Genomic DNA, 22,928 nt, shown 5'->3' on the forward strand with positions numbered 1-22,928 from the left:
AAATAGCGCAGTATAATCAGACGCTTGATTAAAATATCCGCCGATATGCCGACGCACGGCGTCACCACCCGCCGAAAGGGTAAAAGCCCCGCCCTATTCCCAAAAAACTCACATTACCCGCGCCAATATCAGAATAACCATTATATTCCTGAGGCCCTTTGCCACAGATTTGGTGGCATCGGTGGCCATACCCGGTTGGCGGCGGCCGGTTTGCCGGCGCGCCCTTTTTCGGGCATGGTTGAGCCCAGGTCATTGCGGTTTCCAGCAGGCGGCCGAAAATGGTATCAGCGCTATGATTCCAAATCACCACGAGCCTTTTGGGGAAAGCGGAGCTTATGAGTGAACGGAAAGCGGTGAAGCCGGGCCCGCAGCGCGAGCCCGTGCAAAGTCGCAGCAAGGCCTCGTACGAACGGATGCTCGCGGCGGCGCAGGAGCTGCTCAAGATCCATGGCAACGATGAATTCACCCTCACCGACGTGAGCCGGGTCGGGAAGGTATCCGTCGGCTCGATCTACTGCCGTTTCGACAGCAAGGATGATTTGATCCGCGTGGTGCAGGAGCGTGTCCAGACGGACATCCAGCACGAACAGCGGCAGCTGATCGCGCGGGTGGCCCTGGAAACCAGCAACCTGTATGACCTGGTCGCGGCGCTGACCGCGGGCATGGCGGAGCACCTGCGCCATCACGCGGACATTCTGCGGGCCATGATGCTGCGCGCCAACCACGACCCGGTGGTGGCCCGCCTGGGCAAGATGTCCCATCAGGCGGCCATCGGCGACATCAAGCTGGCGGTTCTAAGATACCGCGACGCCATCGCGCATCCTGATCCGGAACGCGCCGTGCAGGCGGGGTTCAACATCATGTATTCGGCCCTGGCCCGCGTCCTGGGGCTGGGGTCGAACCGGGAACAGGGGGATGCGTGGGAGTGGGAACAGCTGAAACGCGATCTCACCCATTCCTTCGCAGCCTATCTCATGACAGAACCGCGCGTGGCCAAGGCGGTCGCCCCTGATGGCGGCTGGCCGGGTTTGCCGGCAGAGCCCGAACCACAGGGCGACATACAACCCGGGACCGAAGCCGTGGCCCCCCTTCCCCAACGCAAGCCGCGCGGCAGGCCCAGCACAAGGGCCAAGGCGGGCTGAACGCCCGCCCCCACCCCTTCGCCGCGCGTGCCGTCATCCGGCCTGACGCGCGGCCGCCGGCCCGATGACCAGCCGCAGCGGCAGCTCCTGGCTGCTCCAGCCCAACATCACCTCGTGCCGGCCTGGGGCCGTCCGCCAGGCGCCCGCCGAGGTGTCCCAGTGGGCGAAAGCGCGCGACGGCAGCGTGAGGCGAACCGGCATCTCCTCCCCCGCCGGCACGACGACGCTGACGAAACCGCGCAAGTGCCGGACACCGTCCGGCCCAGCGACATAGGCCTGCAGCACCGCCTTGCCCGCGCGCGGACCGACGTTGCGCACCCGCGCCGCCACCACGGCGCCGCCATCATCCGTGGGGGTCAACGCGGGGTCGGATGCCGTGAACCGTGTGTAGCCGAAGCCGGCGCCGAAGGCGTGCAGCGGCGTCGTGCCGGTGGCCTGCATGCCCTTGTAGCCGATGAGGTGTCCCTCCCGGTACGGCACGTCGCCCGAGGCCCCAGGCTTCAGGCTGAAGGCCGGGTAATCGCCGTCCCGGCGGGCGATGCTCAGGGGCAAACGGCCGCCAGGCTCCCGGTCGCCGGCCAGCACCTGGGCCAGGGCGGGCCCATACTGCTCACCGGGATACCAGGTGACCATCAGCCCCCTCACCATCTCCTGCCAGGACACGTCGAAGGCGTGGGCCACATTGCATATGGCGACGATATTGGGATTCACCGCGTGCAAGCGATGCAGCAACTCGATCTGGGCGGCCGGCAGGGACGTGCCGGGGCGGTCCTTGCTTTCCACGCCGGCGTCCGCCGTCTCCCCCAGCATCAGCAGCACGACGTCCGCCTGCGCCGCCGCGGCCAGGGCGCGCGCCAGCATCTCGGCCGGCAGGTCCGGGCCCGCCATGCCGTACCACAGGCCTTGGGCCCGCGCCGGGGTGTAGGCCACCTCGAAGGACAGCAGCACCGGCGTGCCGGCGGCCAGGTCCAGCACCACCGACTGGCTGTCGCCGCCCTTGAGCATGCCCATGAGGTCGGACGGCGCCACCGGGCCGCCGCCGCTGAACACGTCGCGGCCGTCCACCGCCAGGCGCAGCGTGCCCGTGCCGCCGATGTGAATGCGGTGCGCGCCGTCCCGTTCCGGCACATACCAGCCGCTGGCCCGGATGCGGCCGGCCTGCCTCAGGTGGTCCGTTCCCGGCAGCCCGACGAACCATGTCAGCGAATTGGTGTCGCGCGTTTCGGCGAACACCGGCTCGCCGTCATCGTCACCGGTGAAGAACTCCACCGTCATGCCGCGCGACGCCCCGTCGCCCAGGTCACGGGCGGGGGTGACACTCAAGGGCGGCAGGCGGTATTCCGGCGCCACGCCCTGCTCATAGATCACCTGGACGGTGTCGCCGAAGCGTTCGCGGATGGCCCGCAGCGGTGTCACGAAATCGGGACGCACCGCGATCTTGGCGAAGGTGCCGCCCTGCAGGCAGGGGCTGGCCGCGTTGGGACCGATGATCGCCAGCCGCCGCACGGCGTCCGCCGCCAGCGGCAGCACGTCGCCCTCGTTCTTCAGCAACACGAAGCCGGCGGCGGCGGCCTCGACCAGCACGCCGTCCGGGTCGGCCACGGCTGTGCCGCGCGGCAGCCCGTCGATGGCCCGCACGGCCCCGGCCACGCGGCCCGCCGCATCGGCCAGGCGGTCCGGCGGCACCGCGCCGGCCGCCACCGCGGCGGCGAACTTGGTCCCCAGCACCCGGTCGGGGCCCGGCATGTCCAGGTCCAATCCCGCGAGCGCCGAACGCAGGGTGTCGCGGCCCCCGAACCAGTCGGACACGATGAAGCCGGGGTAGCGCCAGTCGCCCTTGACGATGTCGGTCAGCAGCTGGCGATGTTCCACGCAATAATGGCCGTTCAGCCGGTTATAGGCCGCCAGGATGCCGACGCAGCCGGCCGTCGCCGCCATCTCGAACGGCAGCAGGTAGACCTCACGCAGGGCGCGGTCATCGACCACGGCGTTCATGCTGTCGCGATCGGTCTCGCTGTCGTTGCACACCAGGTGCTTGGCGACGGAGCCCACGCCCTGGCTCTGCAGGCCGGCGATCCAGGCGGCCCCCAGGGCGCCGGCGAGATAGGGGTCCTCGCCGAACAGCTCGAACGCGCGGCCGCAGAGGGGGCTGCGTTGCAGGTTCAGGTTCGGCGCCAGCACGGCGTCCACCCCCAGGCGCCGCGCCTCCTCGCCCACGATGGCGCCCACGCGGGCCACCAGGTCGGCGTCGAAGCTGGCCCCCAGGGCGGTGCCGCAGGGCGTGAGAACCGCGACGTCCCGCTCGTCCACCCGGCCCGAGGCGATGCCCATGGGGCCGTCCGCCATCTTGATGGAGCGGATGCCGGGCAGCTCGGCCGTCGACCACATGTCGCGGCCGCTGGTCAGCGGGGCGATGGCGGCGGGATCGTCGGGCAAATCGACAGACATTCGGAAATTCCCCTCAAGGTGCCGGCGATCAGAGGTCGGCCAGCAGCATGATTTGTTGGGCCTGGACCTGGACCTGTTCCAGGATGCCGGCATCGACCAGGTGCCCCTCGGCATCGAAGGGCTTCTGCGCCACGGTGTTCACGGCGATGCCCAGCGGGGTGGGCCACCCCCGCATCGCATGGACGATGCCGCGCAACGCCGTCAGCGTCACGCCGCCCGCCTGCCACCCTGCCGCCGTGACCGACAGCCCGACCGGCATCCCGTCAAAATAGGGGCGGTCGTCGTCGCGCAAATCCTCCAGCAGGTCGATGGCGTTCTTCACCAGGCCGGAGACGCCGCCGTGATAGCCGGGCGACCCGATGACCAGGCCGTTCGCGGCGCGCACCGCGTCCACGAAGTCGCGCTGCTCCACCGTGCGCTGGCGGTTTTCCGGCGCGAAGTGCGGAAGGGCCGCCAGGGCCGCACCGCCGAAAAGCCGGGTCTCGGCCCCAAGCGCCGCGGCGGCCGACAGCACGGCCGCCACCATGCGCTCGCCGGAAGAGCCGGGGCGGGTGGTGCCGCCGAAGCCGACGATCAGCGGCCGGCTCATCGCCCACCCTCCCTCAGCGCCGGGATGACCTTCCGGGCCATCAGATCCAGCGTCTGGTTGGCGTAGGCCATACGCCGTTCCGTCAGGGGGCCGGTCAGCATGCCGCACAGGATGTTGCCGATGCCCAGTTCCTGGTAGGGCCGCAGATGTTCGACCACCGTCTCGGGGCTGCCGTAGAGGCACCAGGTGCCGATCCAGTCTTCCGTCAGGGCGTTGGGGGTCCGGTCCGTCTTCTTGTTGGCCTCCGTCGCCTCGGCCTTGGCGTTGAAGGCCGCCTCGCGGTCGACGGCCTCCTGGTAGACGGTCAGGATGTCCTCCAGTTCCCGGCGGGCCTGGGCGTCTGTTTCCGCCACATGCACGCACTGGTAGGTGTGCGTCGACCAGGACAGGGCATGGGCCACGACCTCGGGCGCATGGCCGGCAGCCATCAGCATGTCGCGATAGGCGGTGAAATACTTGCGTACATGGACCATGGGCTCCGTCCCGCCGATCCGGGGCGGGGTGAAGGCCGGGATGAATGCGGGCCAGCCATGGTCGGCCGCGCGCCGGGCGCTGGTCTCCTTCATGGCCACCGGCATCAGCTTGGCGTGGCCCGGCGTGTAGGCCACCGGCGCGATGCGCTGCACCACCTCGCCCTTGTAATGGCCGTTGTCGAAGACGACCGGCGCGTCGTGCGCGGCCTTGGCCCACAGCCGCTCGGCGATGGCCAGGTTCTCCTCCGCCAGGCGGGAGGCTTCCTTGTAGTTCACGCCGAAGCCGATCATCTCCTCCGGCGTCGTGCCGCTGCCCACGCCGACCAGGATGCGCCCCTCGGTCAGCTGGTCCAGGATGTTGATGCGCTCCACGAACCGCACGGGGTGATGCAACGGCACCGTGGTGACGGAGAAGCCGAAATGCATCCGCTTCAGACGCGCCGCCAGGTAGGCCGCGAACAGGAAGGGATCGGACGCCATGGGCATATAGCCCGTGAAATGATGGTCCGGCAGGAAGACGGCGTCGAAACCGGACGCCTCGGCCCGTTCGGCATGGTCGATCATGCCCAGCATCACGGCGCGGTCTTGCTCCGGCCCCATGGAGCGGGCGTTCAGAAAGGTCGAGAAGCGCACTGTTTCCTCCGTTAGGTCGCCCTGTTCCGGCGCGTGCCCGCTCTGCCGCGGCCCGGCCGTTGGCCATCACGCCGGCTCCGGCATGGAAATTAGAATTGTTATTCTTAATCTGTAACTGACGAAATCGCTTGCCGTCAATCGAAACCGGCCGCATGCGCAGAAAAACGGCTCCTCGCGGGGGAAGCGGTGGTTCTTATGCCCCGCGACCGACTCCCGCGTTGACAAAACAGTTCCCTCGTCCTCATTATTTTCAAAATAATAATTCTGTTATGGCGCACCGCGCCGGAGGGAGGAGGGTCATGGTGGATCGGGCGATCGTCGCGCCGACAGAGGGCACCCAGCGCAAGGCCGGCCTGGGACAGGGCATCATCCTGGTGATCAGCGGCTTCCTGCCCATCCTGGCGATCATCTCGCTGGCCCCGGCCGTGCCGACCATCCTGGATCACTTCCATGATGTCGCGAACGCGTCGCTGCTGGTGCCGGTGCTGGTCTCGGCGCCCGGCCTGGCCATCGCCGTGCTGGCCCCCTTCGCCGGGCTGGCGGTGGACCGGCTGGGCCGGCGGCCACTGCTGGTCTGGTCGACGCTGCTGTACGGCATCGCGGGCGCCCTGCCCTATTTCCTGGAGGGCCTTAACGCGGTCATCGCGTCGCGGCTGTTGCTGGGCGTGGCGGAGGCGGCGATCCTGACCATCGTCAACACGCTGATCGCCGACTATTACGACCCGGCGGGCCGGCGCAAATGGCTGGTCATCCAGGGGGTCACCGGCTCGGCCCTGGCGCCGGCCGTGATCGCCGCGTCGGGCGTGCTGACCGAGTTGCGCTGGAACGGCGTCTTCCTCATCTACCTCATCGCCCTGCCCATCTTCCTGGGCATGTACGTCCTGATTTTCGAGCCGGAAAAGGCCGCGGCACCCCAGATCCGGTCGGCGGGGGATGCCGGGCCCGTCCCATCCTTCCCGGCGCGGGCCGTGGCGCTGTACGGCGCCGTCACCCTGCTGGCCTCCACCATCTATTACGTCTTCATCATCCAGGGCGGCCTGGTGTTCCGCGAGGTGGGGGTCGACAGCCCCAGCAGGGTGGGCACCTTGATCTCCGTGGCCAGCATCGGCGTCCCCATCGGCACGCTGCTGTTCGGCTATCTCGGCAAACGCGCCACGGCGCTGCAACTGGCGGGGGTCTTCGCCCTGCTGGGCGTGGGCCTGACCGGCGTCGGCCTGGCGGGCGACTACAAGGTCATGCTGGCCCTGTTGCTGCTGCAGCAGATGGGGGCCGGCATGACGGTGCCGTCCCTGATCGCCTGGGCGCAAAGCGTGCTGCCCTTCGCCCATCGCGGGCGCGGCATGGGCATCTGGGCCTCCTGCTTCTTCCTCGGCCAATTCACCAGCCCCTTCTTCGTCGCCGGCGCCAAGGCGCTGACGGGCGGAACGGTGCGGGCAGCCTTCATCACCATGGGCCTCGTCGCCCTCGCCGCCGCCGGTGCCGCCGTGGCGGCCCTGCTGAAAGCCAAGCCGGCCCCCCTGGACGCGGTGCCCTGACCCGCACCCGCTGGATCATTCGGCCATGAGGCCGCCCCATGCCGGGGCGCGCGATGGCCCTTTCCCAATCGAGGAGTTACCCCATGTACCTGGCAGCCTGTATCGAGTGGCTGTTCGCCGCCGAGCATCCGTCCTTCGCCGACCGCATCCACGCCGCCAAGGCCGCGGGGCTGACGGCGGTGGAGTTCCACCTCTGGCGGGACAAGCCGCTGGCGGAGGTGCGCCGCGCCCTGGAGGAAACCGGCGTGCGGCTGGCCAGCATGGTTGTCGAACCCCGGCGCAGCCTGATCGACCCCGCGCAGCATGGGGAATTCCTGGCGGCGGTGCGCGACAGCCTGCGCGCCGCCAAGGAGGCGGGCGCGCCGGCCCTGGTGGTGGCGTCCGGCTTCACCCGGCCGGACGTGTCGCGCGCGGAACAGCATGACCTCGCCGTCGGCATCCTGAAACAGGCGGCCGCCCTGGCCGAACAGGCCGGCGTCCTGCTGCTGCTGGAACCGCTCAACACCCGGGTCGAACATCCCGGCATGTTCCTCGACAGCACGGCCGAGGGGTTGGACATGGTGGAGGAGGTCGGCAGCCCCAACCTGCGCCTGCTCTACGACATGTACCACTCCACCGTCATGGGGGAAGACCCGGCCCAGGTGCTGGCGGGCCGCTTCCACCTGGTGGGGCACATCCAGGTGGCCGACGTGCCCGGGCGGCATCAGCCGGGCAGCGGCACGGTGGATTGGCAGCGCTACGTCGGCGTGCTGCGGGAGCTGGGCTATACCGGCGCCGTGGGCCTGGAATACAAGCCCGAAGGCCCAACCCTGGAGACCCTGGCGACGGCCCGCGCCGCGCTGGGCCTGTAACCTCACCTGGGGAGAGCGAAGGCGATGTCCACGCACACCGGGGGCGGCATCGCCGCCCCGATCCCAGCCCACCCAGTCCCAGCCCACCCGGTCCCTGGCCACCCGACCCCTGGCCACCCGGGTACCGGCGATGACTCCCCCCGGCCGCCACGGGCGCCGCCCTGCCCTGGTGCGCCAAGATCAGCTACGGCGCCGGCGACTTCGCCTTCGGCCTGTGCTGGAACATGGTCGGGGCCTTCCTGCTCTATTTCTACACCGACGTGGCGCTGCTGCCGGTGGGCATCGTCGGCACGCTGTTCCTGCTGTCGCGCCTGCTGGACGCCGGCATCGACCCCGTGGTCGGCCTGCTGGTGGACCGCACGCGCAGCCGCTGGGGCCGAACCCGGCCCTACTTCCTCTATGGCGCGGTGCCCTTCGGCCTGTTCTCGGTGGCGGTCTTCTACGTCCCGCCCCTGGGGGACACGGGCAAGCTGGTCTGGGCCGGCGCCACCTTCATCATCCTGGGCCTGCTGTTTTCCGTCGTGAACATCCCCTACAGCGCGCTTCTGCCCATGATGACGGCGCGCCAGCGGGAACGGGTGCAGGTCGGCAGCCTGCGTTCCGCCGGCACGGCCCTGTCGGTCATCTTCGCCACGGCCGGCACCATGCCCCTGGTGACGGCGCTGGGTGGCGGGGACAAGGCCCAGGGCTTCCTTTTGACCGCCCTGCTGGCGGCCGGCGTGTCGGTGGCGCTGATCCTGAACCTGTTCGCCAACTGCCGCGAAGTGATCCATGACAGGGGGGACGAAGCGCCCGCCACCCTGTCCGCCGTGGCGAATATGGTCCGCAACCGCGCCTGGCAGGTGGTGTTCCTGTTCACCACCCTGAACTTCATCCGTTTCGGCGCCGTGCTGGCGGTGACGGCGTATTTCGCCCTGAACGTCCTGCACCAGCCGTGGATGATCTCCATCCTGCTGCCGGCGATCTCCGGCACGCTGCTGATCGGGTCGGCCATCGCCCCGCCCTATCTGCGCCACTTCGGGATGCGCCAGGGCAACCGCCTGGTGCTGATCGCCGCCACCGGACTATACTTGGTCCTGCCCCTGGCGGAGGGCCAGCCCTGGCTGTTCCTGGCGATCTACATCCTGGCCTCGGTCCTCATCAGCGTGACCATGACGGCCATCTTCGCCATGGCGGCCGAGACCGTGGACTATCACGCGGCCCATTTCGGCGTGCGGCATGAGGGCCTGCTGTCGGCGGGCATCAGCCTGTCGACCAAGATCGGCATGGCCCTGGGCGGCGCCGTCATCGCCTATGGGCTGGCCTGGGTCGACTACACCCCCACCGCCGTCAGCGACGGCGCCGTGCACATGGTGCACGCGCTCTACTATGGTCCCGCGATCGTCGTGCTGCTGCTGCAGATCATCTGCATCAGCTTCTATCCGGCCATACCCAAGCGCGGCCAAGCCTGAAGCCGGCATAAGAAAGGGGCGCGACGGTCAAGCCGCCGCGCCCCAATACCGGCCGCAATACCGGCATGGAATGGAAGAGCTATGCCGGGATCACCAGTTCTTTCGCGTCGCGCGTGGTCGGCACGAAGGGAAGGTAGGAGACACGGATACGCTCCGACAGTTGCAGGCGGTGGCGGCCGGGGGCCAGGCCATTGGGACGCAGCACCGTCACCGCCGCCTTTTCACCGAAGTTCCAGCGTTCCGTGTATTCCGTTTCCATCTCGTCCAGCGTCCAGGTGCGGCCCCGGACGGAGAAGCGGACATCCTGGCGGGAAACCGGCTCGCCATCGATGACGACCCCGATGTCCTCGACCATGGAAAGGCCGATGCCGCGATAGTAGGGCAGCCGGGCCAGGAAGGTGAAACCCACCACCTGGCCGTCCTCGACCACGTTGCCGAAACCGTCCTCGCAGATCATGTACTTGTCGAACATGGCGGCCTCTCCCTCACGCGGCGCCGACGGCGGCCTGCGGCGCGCCGATCAGCTTCTTGAACATTTCCTGCTGGCGGCGGACCTGCTCGATGGAATCCACCGGGAAGGCGTCCTGTATCCAGCGGTTGCCTTCATATTCGGAGCAGATGTAGCCCTTGTAGCCGCCCTGCTTCAGCACGCGGATGATCTCTTCGTACGGGATGGACGGCTCCACCAAATCTTCCGTCATCTCATAGAACTTGGCGTGGATGTTCCAGATGCGGTCCATGTGGTCCAGCATGCGCTTGGGCTCGAACGCCGCGTTGTGGCGCAGGGTGGTGGCCATGCCGATGGCGGGGCCGACACCGCCCATCTTCTCCACCTCCAAGATTACGTACTCGCTCAAGACCCGGTCCTCGTAGGCCTTGCAGATGTAGTCGGCGATGTGCTGGGGCACGCCGTCGCGCATGAACTTCTCCTTCCACACGGGCGGGAAGGCGAACAGGAACATGCCCATGTCCGGCAGGAAGCCGAGATAGTCGGAGCCCGACTTCTCGAACGCCTCGGCATGGCGGATGATCCAGGGATGATCGAAGTGCAGCGGCGCGTGCACCTCGATCAGGATGCGCACGTTGCGGCTTTCCGCATAGTCAGCGCACGCCACCAGCACCTTGGGATCAATGGACACCAGGGCGCGCGTGTAGGGACAGCCGAGCCGGGCCGCATGGTCGATGTCGACCTTGCAGGAGGCCACCTGCTCCTCGAACGGCATCGGCCGGTCCTTGTACTTCTTATAGTCCAGCATGAAATCGTGGCAGACGGGCGTCGTGCCGTACTTGGCCATCAGCGCGTGCCAGTTCTCGTAGACCGACGGGTCCAGGGGGTTGGGATAGTCGGGGAACGTCTGCTCGCTGATGAGTTCGATGCCGTTGGCGCCCATCTCGGCCGAGACCTTGATCAGGTCTTCCAGCGACTTCTGCCGCAGGAAATATTCTTCCTGGTAACTGTAGAGGCTGACGCCCCGCTTGATGTCGTACGTCGACATGAAGGCTGTCCTTGTCAGATGCGGCCCCGCCGGGAGCCGGTTTGGACGGCGGTCTCAGGCTGGAGCCCGATCTCTTGGAGTCCGGATGGCGAACCCGCGCCTCCCCGCGCGGCATCGCCCGGTGATGGCGGCCACGTCCGCCGGGAAACCGGCGGGGGCCGTCACGAAACGATATCAGTATCAATATTATTATTCTTGTTCTGAAAAATCAATCGCCCCGCGAACGATGTCGCACCTGACCGCAGGCCCGATGAAGCCGCCTGGGCCGCCACTGATGAGGCCAAGGCGCAGAACGGGATTGGACATCCCTTCCTCCCTTCCAGTCATGTCTTGCTGAAAATCCGCAGGTCCTTGGGCAGGCGCGTGACCAGCCCACCCACGACCAGCAACAGCCCCGCCACCACGGGCAGGGTCGTCAGGAAACTCCGGCGCGCGTGATCGGGATCCAGATCATGGGCCAGCGCGAAGTACAGGCTGCCGATCAGGGCGGCACCCGAGGCGGCGCCCAACTGCTGGACCGCCTTCATGGTGCCGGACGCCGCGCCGGCATGGGCCACGTCCACATCCGACAGGGTAACGGGGCCCAGGGGTCCACCCGTCAGTCCCATGCCCGTCCCGGTCACCAGCAGGGCGCCGCCAATCGCGACCAGGGGCGCCTGTGCCAAAATCAGGGCGAACAGCGCCGCCAGGCCGGCGAGCATGGTCACCACGCCGATGCCGATGAGGCGCAGGCCGATGCGTGGCAGCGCCCGCCGCGCGACGACACCGATGGCCACCGAGGCGCCGACGGCGTAGGGCACATGCACCAAGGCCGTTTCCAGGGCCGAGCAGCCCAGGCCGTATTGCAGCGTCAGGGTCAGAATGAACAACAACCCCGCCGTCACCGCCTGGAAGCAGAGGGAGATGCAGACACCGACGGTGAAGCCCCGGTTGGCGAACAGGCCGGGATCCACCAGGGCGGTGCCGGTCGCCGACCGCCGCCGGATATGCCGCACGAACAGCAAGCCCAAAAGGGGCGCCAGGGCCAGCGACGACAGGCGCCACCAGGGCCAGCCGGCCTCCCGCCCCTGCATCAGCGGCAGGATGACGGCCAGCAAGGCCCCGGCGATCAGCACGGTGCCCAGCAGGTCCACGCCGCTGGCCCGTGACGACCGGCCGGACGGCAGGACCCGCCAGGCGCCGACCAGGCCGGCCACGCCCAGGGGGCCGTTGATCAGGAAGATGGGCCGCCAGCCCAATCCGAACAGGTCGGCCTCGATCAGTAGGCCGCCCAGGATGGGCCCGAGGACGGCCGCCAACCCGCCCAGCACACCGAAAACGGCCAAGGCGCCGATGCGCTCCGCCGGTGGGTACATCAGCTGGATCAGCGACATGACCTGGGGCAGCATCAAGGCCGCCGCGGCCCCCTGCGCCAGGCGCGACAGCACCAGCATGGCGGGACTGGCCGCCGCGCCGCACAGCAGCGATGTCGCGGTGAACCCGGCCACCCCCACCATGAACAGGCGGCGGTAGCCGTGGGTATCCCCCAGCCGGCCGCCCGTGATCAGCAGCACGGCGAAGGCGACGGCATAGCCGGCCACCATCCATTGCATCGCCGCCGCCCCGGCCCCCAGGTCGCGCTGGATGGAGGGCAAGGCGACGTTGACGATGGTGAGGTCGATCAGGTCCATCATGAACGCGCCGGCGACGATGACCAGGGCCGACTTCCGACGCCCCGGAGACATGGCGGCGGCCTGTTCCAGGGCGGACCCCGCCCCGGGCCGGGGTCTGGCCGAAGCCCCGCCGGTCATTTGGCCCCCGCGCTGAACTCCGCCCACTCCTCGACGATCTTGCCGCAGCGCAGGCGATCGTGCTGGGTGATGACGGCACCCGCCTCCCCGGCCTTGAGCTGGCCACGGAAGTGGATCACCCCGACGTCGCCGTCCATCACCACCGTCTCGATGACGAAGCGCGAGTCCGGCAGGCCGGTCATCTTTTCCCATTGGGCGATGGTGCTGTCGCGGGTGGCGCCGAACGGCGAGTTGCGCTGAACCATGTCGGCGGCGGCGAAGGTTTCGTAAGCGCCGCGGGCATCCTTGCGCGCCAGCAGTTGGGTCGCGAACGCCTGGAACAGGGCCGCGGGATCCCCCTGCCTCGCGGCCTGTCCCGGGGAACAGTCACCCGCCTCCGCCGCGCGCGCCGTCGCCGCGGCGCCTAAGATCCCCATCACGCAGAACACGGCGGCCCGATACCAACGCATGTCGCTCCTCCCCTTTATTGTCGCGGCGGCGTTCAGCCAGCGCTTCGCCAGCCATAACATGAATTCAGATTATAATTCTATATGGCATGCGCTATGATGGTCCGGCTGGCGATAATCACTCCCATCCCAGCGCTCCCCCGCCGCCCCCTCCCAGCACGGAGGTGGGCGGCCTTTTTTCCTCTCCGCCGCCATAGGCCCGCCAAGAGCCGGGATCACGACCTATATCATAATGAGAATTTTTATTCTTATCGATTGGCGGCACGGTCGCGTTGTTGTAAACCATCACCAATATAAAATCGGGAGGCGCACCTCATGAAGGCGTACAAGATGTTGGCGGGCGCGGCCATCGCCCTGCTGCTGTTGCCGGCCGCCGTGTCGGCGCAGCCGACCGTCCAGCTTAGCTCCGGCGAAATCCGTGGCGCGGAAAAAGGCAAGGTCGACGAATTCCTGGGTATTCCCTACGCCCAGGCCCCGGTGGGCCCCTTGCGCTGGCACGATCCCTTGCCGGTCACGGCGTGGCCGGGGGTGCGCGACGCCACCAAGGCGGCGCCCGCGTGCTACCAGGGCCCGCCAGGCAGGTTCGGCCCCTTCACGTCGGAGTTCCTGATCCAGGGCCCGGTGTCGGAGGACTGCCTTTACCTGAACGTTTGGAGGCCGCGCCAGGCCAAGGGCACGCTGCCGGTGTTGGTCTACATCCATGGCGGCGGCTTCGGCAGCGGGTCCGGCACCGTTCCGGTTTACGAAGGCGGCGGCCTGGCATCGAACGGCGCGGTCGTCGTCACCATCAACTACCGCCTCGGCGTGTTCGGCTTCCTGGCCCACCCGGACCTTACCCGGGAGTCGAACCTGCGCAGCTCAGGCAACTACAGCCTGCTCGACATGATCGCGGCGCTGAAATGGGTGCGCGCCAACATCGCCAAATTCGGCGGCGATCCCGACCGCGTGACCATCGCGGGCCAGTCCGCCGGCGCCGCCTCGGTCAATGACCTGATCATGTCACCGCTTGCCAAAGGCCTGTTCCAGCGCGCGATCGCGCAGAGCGGTTCGGCCATGGGCATCCACATGCCGTCGCTGGCCGAGGCGGAGGCGACGGGCCTCTCTTTCGCGCGGAAGGTGGGCGCCACGTCGCTGGCCGAATTGCGCGCCATGCCCGCCGACGCGTTGCAGGAAGCCGCCAACGTCCCGCCGCCCAAACCCGGCGCCAAACCATCGGTACCCGCCATCGTGTTCGCCCCGAACCTGGACGCCATCGTCGTCGCCGGGGATCCGGAGGATCCGACGGCTCCCGTGGCCAGCAATGTGCCAGTCATGACCGGCTTCAACGCCGATGAGGGCACCCTTTTCGGCAACAGCCAACTGACGGCCGCCGACTTCACCACCCTGGTTCGCCAGCGCTACGGCACATCCGCCGACCGGCTGCTGGCCCTCTACCCCCACGCCACCGATGGCGAGGCGCGCGCCTCATACCAGCTATTGGCGGAGGACCGTTACATGGCCGGAATGGTCCTGTGGGCCCAGGCGCGGGCGGCCGAGGGGCAGACGGTCTACGCCTATCTTTACGACCATCCCTATCCCGCCACCGTCGATGGCCAGGACTTCGGCGCCTTCCATACCGCCGAGGTGCCCTATGTGATGGGCGCCCTGGACAAGGGCGGCCGCACCTTCACCGACCGGGATCGAGCCGTCTCACGGGCAATCCAGGCCCTTTGGCTGGCCTTCATGAAGCAAGGCGATCCCACCGTCCCCGGTGCCGCCTGGCCCCGGGTGGCCCCCGGCGCGCCCACGGTGATGGGCCTGGGCGACACCACCGGCCCGCGCCTGGGCGTTTCCAGCGAGGAGCGCTTCGCCGCGTTCAAAGACTACGTCGCGTCCGGCGGCAGGCTTTCGCTTTTCTAACGGGCTGGTGCCACAAGATTACGAGCGGGAAACTTTAGAGCATGGGGGGTGCCGCATCCTTGCCGCGCTCCATCATCTCCGACACCTTGGCCGCGAGCACCTCCAGGGTGAAGGGCTTGGTGATCATGGTCATGTTGGTTCCCAGGAAACCCGCGCGGATCGCCGCGTTTTCGGCATAGCCGGTGACGAAGATGACGGGCAGGTTGGGGCGATGCTCGCGCGCGATCTCGGCCAGTTGCCGACCATTGATTCCGGGCAAGCCGACGTCGGAGACCATCAGGCTGATCGGCCGGTCCGACTTCAGCACGGTGATGGCGGCGTTGGCCTCGCCCGCCTCTTCCACCTCATAGGAAAGTTCCTCCAGCACGTCACGGATCAGCAGGCGGACGGACGTGTCGTCCTCGACGACCAGCACGCGCTGGCCTTTCCCCTCGGACAGGGCTGGGGCCTGGGCCGCGGCCTCCTCCTGCGGCGGCGCATCGGCCGCACGCAGGTAAATCGATACCGTCGTCCCCACACCCGGCTGGCTGTGGATGCGAACCTGGCCCCCCGACTGCCGCGCGAAGCCATAGACCATGGACAGCCCGAGACCGGTGCCCTGCCCCACCGGCTTGGTCGTGAAAAATGGCTCGAACGCCTTTTCGATCACGTCCGCCGACATGCCCACCCCCGTGTCGGAAACGGTGATCACCACGTATTTGCCAATGGTGATCTCCGGGCGTGTCGCGACATAGGCGGCGTCGAGGTCGACCACCTTGGTCTCCACCGTCAGTTGGCCGCCGTCAGGCATGGCGTCGCGCGCGTTGATCACCAGGTTGAGGATGGCGTTTTCCAACTGGTTCGCGTCGGCCACGGCGTAGGGCAGATCCATCCCGTCGATGATCCGCAACTCTATGGTCTCCAGGATCGTCCGGCGCAGAAGGTCCTCCAGCGACCGGATGAGCCGGCATATGTCGAGCGGCTTGGCATCCAACGACTGCCGGCGCGAAAACGCCAGCAACCGCGCCGTCAGCGTCGCGGCGCGCTGGGCGGAGGTGGTCGCCGCGTCCATGTAGCGATCCAGCTTGTCGACCTGGCCGGCGGCGATGCGGCGACGCATGATGTCCAGCGAGCCGATGATCCCGGTCAGCATGTTGTTGAAGTCATGCGCGATGCCGCCCGTGAGTTGGCCGACCGCTTCCATCTTCTGGCTTTGGCGGAGGGCGGCCTCCGCCCGCATGAGCCGGCCGGTACGCTCCGCCACCCGTTCTTCCAGGGTCTCATTGAGCGATTTCAACTCCAGTTCGGCGACCTTCCGGCGCGTCACGTCGATCGCGGTGCCAATTACCCGGACGCAGCGGTCGTCGTCATCGAAGATGGCCCTTCCTTTGGCGGCGACCCAGCGGACCACCCCATCCTCCTTGCCGATGGTCCGGTACTCCACGTCATACAGGGATCGCCGCCGGGGATCGCATGCCGCCGCGAACGCCTGGGACGTGGCCTGCGCGTCTTCCGGGTGGAGGCCGGCATAAAAATCCGCCATCGACACCTGGGCCTGCGGCGATATCCCGAACATGGCCTTGACCCGCGGCGGCCAGAACAGCGTGCCGTTCACGGGATCGACATCCCAGAAGCCGATCTCGGCGGCGTCGGTGGCCAAGCGGAGCTGCGCCTCGTTTTCCGCCAGCGCGCGGCGGGCCCGGTCACGCTCCTGCAGCCGGTCGCGCATTTCGAATTGCTTCTGCCGCGACCGCATGGCGGTGTCCACGGCGCTCAGCAGGGATTGCACACTCAGCGGACGCTCCAGGACCAGCGCGTTGCTGAACAAGGTCCACAGTTGGGCGCGCGCCGCCTCCAGCGCCCGCGTCTGCGCCGTGCGTTGCGCCGCCAGCAGGACGACGGGGATGTCGGACCAATCCGGCTGGACGGCGAGCGCCGCGCGCAGCGTCGCGATGCTGTGGCCCAGCGCCTCTTCCGTCAGCAGGATGACGCCGGTTTCGTCGTCGATCCCCGATGCCAAGGCGCCGATGTCCGCATGGACAACGGCATGATAGCCGGCCCCGGCCAGTAGACCCGCGACGCTTTCAGCGTCCCGCCCGTACGGCGCACAGATGAGCACGCGGTGGCCTTCGGCGGCGGTCCTATGCATTGGCGCCACGGTCTTCCATCAGCGGCCCGGGATCGCCCGTGTATTCAGGCGTACCCGTCATGACGCCACGGAAGTCCGTCAGCGACTGACCCACGCGGAGGCCGGACGCGTCGATCTTGAATTCCCGTATCGCGTCCTCGTGGCGCCCCGCCCGGTTCTTCAGTACCGAGATGGCCTTACGCATGCGGCCTTCCGCCTCGAAGAACCGGAGCAGCAGAACCACGTCGGCGATGTAGGAAACGTTCAGGTTCGTCGCCATCGTCCCCAGCAGGCCCTGCTGGGGATTGACCAGGAAGGTGACGACCCCCTTCTGGCTGAGATATGAGAGCAGCTCATGCATCTGCAGGATGAGTTGCTTCTCCTGCGGCATCGCCGCCATGTAGCCGTTCAGGCTGTCGATCACCAGCATCCTTATCCCCCGCTCCTCGACCTCATGCCGGACGCGGGCGGTGAATTCCCCGGGGGACAGCGCGGCCGGATCCACCTGTTCGATGCGCAGGCGCCCGCTTTCCACATGGCGTTGAATGTCGAGGTTGAAGGCTGCGGCCCTGGACTGCAACGTGCCGATCCGTTCGTCGAATTCGTAAAGCGTGGCGGACTCCCCGCGCTCGCAGGCCGCGTGTATGTATTGCAAGGTGATCGTCGTTTTCCCGGTGCCGGCCGGACCGGTGATAAGGGTGCTGGTCCCCCGCAAGGGTCCCCCGTTGAGGAGGGAGTCAAGCTCTGCCACACCGCTTTCCACCGGTTCGCCGTTATACGGGGCGTGGTGCTGCGCGGCGATCAGCCGGGGATAGATTTCCAGCCCACCCGCGCGGATGGTGAAGTCGTGGAAGCCGGCGACGAAATCCACGCCGCGCAGTTTTTGAACCTGCAGGCGCCGCCGGGCGGGCCCGAACTCCAGGGTCAGCCGCTCCAGCGTCACGACACCGTGGCAGATGCTGTGCAGGTGGGAATCCTGCCCATCGGCGATGCCGGTCATGTCGTCCACAAAGATGACGGTCGAATTGCGGCCGGCAAAGAACTGCTTGAGCGCCAACACCTGCCGGCGGTAGCGCAACGGGTCCTGAGCCAGCAGGCGCATCTCAGACAGGCTGTCGAACACCACGCGATGGGGTTGTATACGTTCGACCTCCTGCTGGATCAGCCGGACGGTCTCGCCCAGTTCCATCTCCCAGGGATGGAGAATGGATTGCTGGCGCCCCTCGCCCATCAACGCGTCGACGGCGCTCAGTTCAAAGACGTCGAAATCCTCGATGCTCCAGCCATGGGAGGCGGCCACCACCGCCAGCTCCTCCCGCGTTTCCGACAGGGTGATGTACAGGGCCCTCTCGCCCGCCCGCGCGCCCGCGCGAAGAAATTCCAGCGCCAACGTCGTCTTGCCCGAACCGGGCGCGCCCTCGATCAAATAAAGCCGCCGGGGCGGCAGACCGCCGCGTAAAATTTCATCCAGGCCAGTATTGCCGGTCGAGATTCTTTCCGTCACATCAGGCATGGGAAACCTCTTCAATCACCTTCTCACCGTAACATGAGGTGGTGGCTCGTTTTCTTAGGCCAAGCTTCTCAATGGGCTTGGCCGATTGGGTTAGGTCATGCGCATCCCCACCCGAGCGGTGAACTAGTCCGACCGGCCGAAGGTTCCGTGTCGCGGGCATCACGGTCATGGAAGGCGGTGCTTGCAATGTCGGTGCAAGGCGCCCACAGTCGGCACGTCGATCTTGCTTCTGGGCTATCGACCGGCATAGCCGGCCCTTTTCCCCGTCGTGATGTTTGATGCCCCACCGCGCTGGCAGGGAAATTCCGACCGCGAAAGCCCCAGGAGCCTGCCATGGCGACCGGTGTCGTTAAATGGTTCAACAGCACCAAAGGCTTCGGTTTCGAATCCTCAGCCCAGAACCTGCGCGCGACCTGACCCTTCTGGCGCCCTGATTTCGCTCCCCCGGTGGCCGCCCTGACGAAGGAAGCCGTTCGATCATCGCCCGCACTGCGGACCGGATGCGTGAGAGCCGCACCGGGTCACGGACGGCGCGCCGGAAATGGACAGAGGGAAACAAGCGCTTTGCGTCGTCACAAATTCAGGGTTGGCCAGACCCTAGACTTCATTCCTCACCGGCTGGAGGAGATGCCCGCCGACGGCCATTACGAGGTGATTTGCCTTATGCCATTGGACGGACGGGAGTTTCTGTACCGGATCCGCAGCACCAGCAGCGGACAGGAACGGATGGTGCGCGAAACCCAACTTCAAGCGCCGTGACACGGGCCTTGGCCGGAGAAGAGCGAGCGATGAGCACCGCCGTCACCCTGACGGGCAACGCCGTTCCACGCTACACCGGTTTGGAATACAAGGCGGATGCCGCCGTACATGTCGTCGGTGTCTCCGCGGCGCTGGTCGCCGGCACCTGGATTTTCGTGTCACGCGCGATTTCCGGCAGCATGTCGGAGGCTTTGGCCCTGGCCGCCTATGCCGTCGCCATGACGGGCATGCTGGCCTCCTCGGCCGCCTACAACCTGATTAGACGCCGACGCCTCAAGGAATGGCTGCGGCGACTGGACCACGCCGGCATCTTCCTCGCCATCGCGGGCACATACACGCCGCTGCTGCTGCGTCTCCCGGCGACGCAGACCGTTGCGACACCCACGGTGGCCCTGGCGACGGTCTGGGTGATAGCGGCGGCCGGTGTGGTGATGAAGATTTCAGCGCCACGCCGGTACGAGCGCCTGGGCTTGGCCCTTTATCTAGGCCTCGGCTGGATCGGCCTGCCGCTGGTCCCCGTCCTTTCAGGCCAGCTTCGGCCAGGAACAGGCATGCTCATCGGGATCGGCGCATTAATCTACACGGCCGGCGTCGGGGCCTATCTGCTGGAGCGACTGCGCTACCACAACGTGGTCTGGCACCTCATGGTCCTGGCGGCCGCAGGCTGCCATTACATGGCGATGCTGACCGAATTCCGCCTGAGCCCCCCTTAGGCGTCCCGCCCGTACGGCGGCGTCAACGGGCAAACCGCCCCCTCCTTCGGAGCCCCCTGAATGCTTACACACAAATTCAAAGTCGGTCAGAACGCGGTGATGCGGCCCGCCGTGCGTGACGATCGCCCCGGCAGTGCCGCCGTCAGCATCACACGCCTGCTGCCTGTGGAAGGGGGCGAGCCGCTGTACCACATCAAGGTCGACGTCGGTGGTCAGGAGAGGGTTGTTCGCGAAAGCCAGTTGGCCGCGTTGGGAAGCGCCGGAATATCGGCGCCATCACCCGCTTCTCTTCAGGAGGAGATGCGCTCCGGGGCTGGTCGAAAGAAACCCTGAAACGCCGCCTTGCCGTTCTTCGCCGTTGCGTTCTAACCGATTGGAAACCCACACGATGAGCAAGACAGACCCGATCAAGAGCGATAGTGAGACGGTGCCGCCCGCGTCCGAGGCGCCCACGTTCCCGCAGGTCCGGCATCTCAAGGAATCCGATTTATCCGAGGAGGCGCGCCAACGCATCTTCCGCTGCCTGGCGGCGCCGCCTTCCCCCTACCGTTCCAACGGAAGCGGGCCCAACGGAAGCGGGCGGCAAATTCCACATTGGAAAAAGGCCCCGCCAAGCGACCCAAAGCCCAAGCTGACCGTTGACGAGCCTGTCGTCACCACCGCGGCCAACCGGACCAGCGACGACACGTGACGGACGGCAAGGAAGTCCACGCCCTGGCGGGAGAGCTTTACCGAGCCGGCAACACGGTGGGCGGCCAGGCAGAATGGCCGTCCCTGTGGATCAGGTCGATCACGTGCCGGGGGAAGCCACCACCTCGTCGGCCGTCACCTGGAAGTTCGTGAGGGTGTGCTGGCCGAAAGTGAGCGACAGCGGCACATCGGCCGCGTCCCGGCCCCGGGCGACCAATATCCGTCCGATGCGGGGATCGTTGTTGCGCGGATCGAAGACATGCCAGCGCCCGCCGGATGGGCCCTCCAGGAAGACTTCAATCCAGGCCGCAAAGTCCTGGGGCGCGTGCGGTGGCGGCAAACCGATATCGCTGATGTATCCCGTGCAGTACCGGGCGGGAATGTTGAGACAGCGGCAAAAAGTCAGCGCCAGGTGCGCATAATCACGGCAGACCCCTCGCCTCTCTTTGAAGGCCTCGGCGGCTGTCCGCGTGGCGCGCGAATGCTCGTAACCGAAACCGATGTGATCATGCACATAATCGCAGATGGCCTGCACCCGTGCCCATCCAGGGGGCGACTGCCCGAATAATTTCCAGGCGATCTCCGACAGCAGGTCGGTCTCGCAATAGCGACTGCCCAGCAGGAACACCAGGGTTTCCGGCTCGAGGTCGGGGATCGCGACTTCGCGGGCGCTGGCGTCGCGGGTGTCCCATAGGCCGCTGTCGCGGATGATGCCGTCGGTCCGGATGGTGAAGCGGCCGGCCGGGGCCACCAGACGCGTGCACCAGTTGCCGAAGCCATCGTGATAGCCGGTCATCGGCACGGGAGGATCGGTCGCCACCGTGTCCGGTTGCGTCAGATCGTTCACCCGCGACGCATGGACATTCAACATCAGGATGATGGGCGTGACCTGCGCCAACTCATAGGTCATCAGGCACCCGACACGAATTTCCACAAACGCCTCCGGCCGGATTGCTGATCTTTATGGAAGAAGGCAAACCCCCGGGCGGGGGTTCCATGAGGATGGGTGTACGAGGAACCCCATGCAATCCATTATTCCGCCGCTGGGGCGACGAACGCATAAGTCACGCTCCGGACCACTGGTTACGGGCCCGGAGGGAGATCCTTGCTCGTGGGATCCCAATGCTCGTCCGCCTTCCCATCCTTGAAACGCCACATGTCGAACCAGGTGGTCGTGTAGGTCTTCGACGGGTCCTTCGGATCCTTCAGGACGCGCGGGAAGACCACCGTGACCATGTCACCTTCCGCCAGCACGGCGACCACGGGTGTCGCCATCTTCTCAGGCACCGGCTTCGGCATCCGCTTCAGCACCTTGGTGAAGAACGCCACCACAGGGTCGCGGCCCGAGGGCACCAGCGGATTGTGCTGGTGATAGTCGGCGGTCAGCCAACGATCCGCCTCGTCCCAATGGTCGGCCTCAAGCAGGTCCTTGACGATATGGTACGCGGCCTGTTTGTTGCGGTTGAGAACGGGATCCGCGCTGATGAACAGCGCGTCCGCGTCCTTGGCGCCCACCACCGCCTCTTGCGCCCCGGCAATTCCACAAGCGCCCGCGGCGGACAACACGGCACCGATGACGACCAGGCTTATTTTTCCGCGCATCGTTCCCGGGCCCCCTGCTGGGTTATTGAAGATTGACGAAGGCGCCACCGTCCACCAGCAAGGCGGCGCCGGTGACGTAACGCGCCATGTCGCTGGCCAGGAAGACGATGGGGCCGGCCAGATCCTCCGGCACGCCCAGGCGGCCCAGGGGAATGCGCGCGGCCATGCGGGCGCGCTTCTCGGGATCGGCCAGGTCGTCCTTGTTGATGGCGGTCTGGATGGTGCCCGGCAGGACGGAGTTGCAGCGGATGCCATGGCGGCCCAGGGCGATGGCGCAGGACTGCATCAGGGAATGCACGCCCGCCTTGGTGGGGGTGTAGTGGGTCTGGTACTCGCCCCCGACCAGCGCGCTGATGGAACTGACGGCGATGATGGCCCCACCCCGCCCCTGTTCCACCATGCGCCGGGCCGCGGCCTGCACCATGAAATAGGCGCCATGCAGGTTGACACGCATGGTGCGCTCCAGCACCTCGACCGGCATGTCCAGAAAGGCGTGGAAGGGACAGATGCCGGCGTTGCTGACGAAGACGTCGATGCCCCCGAACGCCGCCACCGCCGCCTGGACGAAGGCGGGCGCCGCCTCCGGATCGGCCACGTCGGAACGCACGGCGATGGCGCGGCGGCCCAGCGCGGTGACGGCGGCCACCACCTCCGCCGCCTCGCCCTCCTCCCCAAGGTAGTTGATGGCGACGTCGGCACCGGCGCGGGCGCATTCGATGGCGGCGGCCCGTCCGATCCCCTGCGACCCGCCGGTGATCAGGACCGTCTTCCCTTGCAGCAGCATGGCTTTT

Annotated in this window: 20 protein-coding genes; 8 read left to right on the plus strand and 12 right to left on the minus strand. The window is 67.1% G+C overall.

Annotated features, from left to right (window positions below):
* Window positions 1-353: 353 nt before the first annotated feature.
* Window positions 354-1,142, plus strand: a complete 789-nt coding sequence (locus UAJ10_RS19320) for a TetR/AcrR family transcriptional regulator (protein ID WP_322916824.1) — start codon at window positions 354-356, stop codon at window positions 1,140-1,142.
* 33 nt (window positions 1,143-1,175) lie between these two features.
* Here UAJ10_RS19320 and UAJ10_RS19325 read toward each other — a convergent pair whose 3' ends face one another.
* The 3 genes from UAJ10_RS19325 to UAJ10_RS19335 are packed head-to-tail and all read right to left on the minus strand — an operon-like array spanning window position 1,176 to window position 5,285.
* Window positions 1,176-3,590: a beta-glucosidase gene (locus UAJ10_RS19325; protein WP_322916825.1), complete on the minus strand. Its 2,415-nt coding sequence runs from the start codon at window positions 3,588-3,590 to the stop codon at window positions 1,176-1,178.
* A 28-nt stretch (window positions 3,591-3,618) separates the two neighbouring features.
* Window positions 3,619-4,179, minus strand: a complete 561-nt coding sequence (locus UAJ10_RS19330) for an NADPH-dependent FMN reductase (RefSeq protein ID WP_322916826.1) — start codon at window positions 4,177-4,179, stop codon at window positions 3,619-3,621.
* A complete protein-coding gene (locus UAJ10_RS19335; RefSeq protein ID WP_322916827.1) occupies window positions 4,176-5,285 on the minus strand; it encodes an LLM class flavin-dependent oxidoreductase in 1,110 nt (369 codons plus the stop codon). Before UAJ10_RS19335 ends, UAJ10_RS19330 begins: the two co-directional genes overlap by 4 nt.
* Window positions 5,286-5,584: 299 nt before the next feature.
* Between UAJ10_RS19335 and UAJ10_RS19340 the strand changes: the two genes are divergently transcribed.
* The 3 genes from UAJ10_RS19340 (at window position 5,585) to UAJ10_RS19350 (ending at window position 9,122) form a co-directional block, all read left to right on the plus strand.
* Window positions 5,585-6,820 carry an MFS transporter gene (locus tag UAJ10_RS19340; protein WP_322916828.1) on the plus strand — a complete coding sequence of 412 codons (1,236 nt, stop codon included), beginning with the start codon at window positions 5,585-5,587 and terminating at the stop codon, window positions 6,818-6,820.
* Between the two features lie 83 nt (window positions 6,821-6,903).
* Entirely contained in the window at window positions 6,904-7,671 is a 768-nt protein-coding gene (locus UAJ10_RS19345) for a hydroxypyruvate isomerase family protein (protein ID WP_322916829.1), read from the plus strand.
* A gap of 224 nt (window positions 7,672-7,895) precedes the next feature.
* The gene (locus UAJ10_RS19350; protein ID WP_322916830.1) at window positions 7,896-9,122 is read left to right on the plus strand and encodes an MFS transporter; all 1,227 of its coding nucleotides are present in this window, start codon (window positions 7,896-7,898) and stop codon (window positions 9,120-9,122) included.
* A gap of 79 nt (window positions 9,123-9,201) precedes the next feature.
* Here the strand turns inward: UAJ10_RS19350 and UAJ10_RS19355 are convergent, their stop codons facing one another.
* From UAJ10_RS19355 to UAJ10_RS19370, 4 genes are all read right to left on the minus strand, one after another.
* On the minus strand, window positions 9,202-9,594 hold the full coding sequence (locus UAJ10_RS19355; protein ID WP_322916831.1) for a C-glycoside deglycosidase beta subunit domain-containing protein: 393 nt from the start codon (window positions 9,592-9,594) through the stop codon (window positions 9,202-9,204).
* A gap of 13 nt (window positions 9,595-9,607) precedes the next feature.
* Window positions 9,608-10,618, minus strand: a complete 1,011-nt coding sequence (locus UAJ10_RS19360) for a sugar phosphate isomerase/epimerase family protein (protein ID WP_322916832.1) — start codon at window positions 10,616-10,618, stop codon at window positions 9,608-9,610.
* 323 nt (window positions 10,619-10,941) lie between these two features.
* Window positions 10,942-12,342, minus strand: a complete 1,401-nt coding sequence (locus tag UAJ10_RS19365; RefSeq protein ID WP_322916833.1) for an MFS transporter — start codon at window positions 12,340-12,342, stop codon at window positions 10,942-10,944.
* 62 nt (window positions 12,343-12,404) lie between these two features.
* Window positions 12,405-12,857, minus strand: coding sequence for a nuclear transport factor 2 family protein (locus UAJ10_RS19370; RefSeq protein ID WP_322916834.1), 453 nt, complete (start codon window positions 12,855-12,857; stop codon window positions 12,405-12,407).
* Window positions 12,858-13,169: 312 nt separating this feature from the next.
* On the opposite strand from UAJ10_RS19370, the gene UAJ10_RS19375 reads away from it, so the two are divergent.
* Window positions 13,170-14,753 (plus strand): carboxylesterase/lipase family protein, encoded by a 1,584-nt coding sequence (locus tag UAJ10_RS19375; protein WP_322916835.1) that lies wholly within the window; start codon window positions 13,170-13,172, stop codon window positions 14,751-14,753.
* A 34-nt stretch (window positions 14,754-14,787) separates the two neighbouring features.
* Here the strand turns inward: UAJ10_RS19375 and UAJ10_RS19380 are convergent, their stop codons facing one another.
* Together UAJ10_RS19380 and UAJ10_RS19385 are read right to left on the minus strand one after the other, a co-directional pair.
* A complete protein-coding gene (locus tag UAJ10_RS19380) occupies window positions 14,788-16,881 on the minus strand; it encodes an ATP-binding protein (RefSeq protein ID WP_322916836.1) in 2,094 nt (697 codons plus the stop codon).
* Window positions 16,874-18,373: an ATPase domain-containing protein gene (locus UAJ10_RS19385; protein WP_322916837.1), complete on the minus strand. Its 1,500-nt coding sequence runs from the start codon at window positions 18,371-18,373 to the stop codon at window positions 16,874-16,876. Before UAJ10_RS19385 ends, UAJ10_RS19380 begins: the two co-directional genes overlap by 8 nt.
* A 788-nt stretch (window positions 18,374-19,161) precedes the next feature.
* Between UAJ10_RS19385 and trhA the strand changes: the two genes are divergently transcribed.
* Genes trhA through UAJ10_RS19400 form a run of 3 tightly spaced genes read left to right on the plus strand, consistent with a single transcriptional unit; the run spans window position 19,162 to window position 20,536 of the window.
* Entirely contained in the window at window positions 19,162-19,845 is a 684-nt protein-coding gene (gene trhA / locus UAJ10_RS19390) for a PAQR family membrane homeostasis protein TrhA (protein ID WP_322916838.1), read from the plus strand.
* Between the two features lie 60 nt (window positions 19,846-19,905).
* The gene (locus UAJ10_RS19395; protein ID WP_322916839.1) at window positions 19,906-20,178 is read left to right on the plus strand and encodes a hypothetical protein; all 273 of its coding nucleotides are present in this window, start codon (window positions 19,906-19,908) and stop codon (window positions 20,176-20,178) included.
* A gap of 55 nt (window positions 20,179-20,233) precedes the next feature.
* Window positions 20,234-20,536: a hypothetical protein gene (locus UAJ10_RS19400; RefSeq protein WP_322916840.1), complete on the plus strand. Its 303-nt coding sequence runs from the start codon at window positions 20,234-20,236 to the stop codon at window positions 20,534-20,536.
* Window positions 20,537-20,635: 99 nt separating this feature from the next.
* On the opposite strand, the gene UAJ10_RS19405 is transcribed toward UAJ10_RS19400, so the two are convergent.
* From UAJ10_RS19405 to UAJ10_RS19415, 3 genes are all read right to left on the minus strand, one after another.
* Window positions 20,636-21,445 carry a transglutaminase-like domain-containing protein gene (locus UAJ10_RS19405; protein ID WP_322916841.1) on the minus strand — a complete coding sequence of 270 codons (810 nt, stop codon included), beginning with the start codon at window positions 21,443-21,445 and terminating at the stop codon, window positions 20,636-20,638.
* Window positions 21,446-21,618: 173 nt separating this feature from the next.
* Window positions 21,619-22,137, minus strand: a complete 519-nt coding sequence (locus tag UAJ10_RS19410) for a nuclear transport factor 2 family protein (protein WP_322916842.1) — start codon at window positions 22,135-22,137, stop codon at window positions 21,619-21,621.
* A 22-nt stretch (window positions 22,138-22,159) separates the two neighbouring features.
* A complete protein-coding gene (locus tag UAJ10_RS19415) occupies window positions 22,160-22,921 on the minus strand; it encodes an SDR family NAD(P)-dependent oxidoreductase (protein ID WP_322916843.1) in 762 nt (253 codons plus the stop codon).
* Window positions 22,922-22,928 lie beyond the last annotated feature (7 nt).

This window comes from Nitrospirillum guaranorum (assembly GCF_034653275.1).
Classification (GTDB): Bacteria; Pseudomonadota; Alphaproteobacteria; order Azospirillales; family Azospirillaceae; genus Nitrospirillum.